General features: G+C 78.3%; 1 protein-coding gene. It reads right to left on the reverse strand.

Going from position 1 to position 322, the window contains the following annotated elements; genetic code table 11:
• Positions 1-322: acyltransferase domain-containing protein (locus UK12_RS34670; RefSeq protein WP_045307204.1), on the reverse strand; the 322-nt coding region annotated here is incomplete at both ends.

The raw sequence follows: 322 nt of genomic DNA on the forward strand, positions 1-322 counted from the left end.
CTCCAACAGGGTGCGGGCCCGGTCCGCGGGCAGGGCCACCGAGACCATGCCGCCGACGCCGGCGCTCTCCAGCAGCGCCTGCGAGCGCAGGGCCACCACCCGGGCACCGTCCTCCAGCGAGAGCCCGCCGGCCGCGCAGCCGGCGGCGACCTCGCCCTGGGAGTGGCCCACGACGGCGGAGGGAACCACCCGGAGCGAGGGCCACACCACGGGCAGCGACACCACGACCCCCCACAGCGCGGGCTGGACCACGTCGACCCGCCTGAGCGCCTCATCCGCGGCCAGCACGTCCCGCCGCGACGCGGCGAACTGCCCGCCCAGC

The organism is Saccharothrix sp. ST-888, from assembly GCF_000955975.1.
GTDB lineage: Bacteria > Actinomycetota > Actinomycetes > Streptomycetales > Streptomycetaceae > Kitasatospora.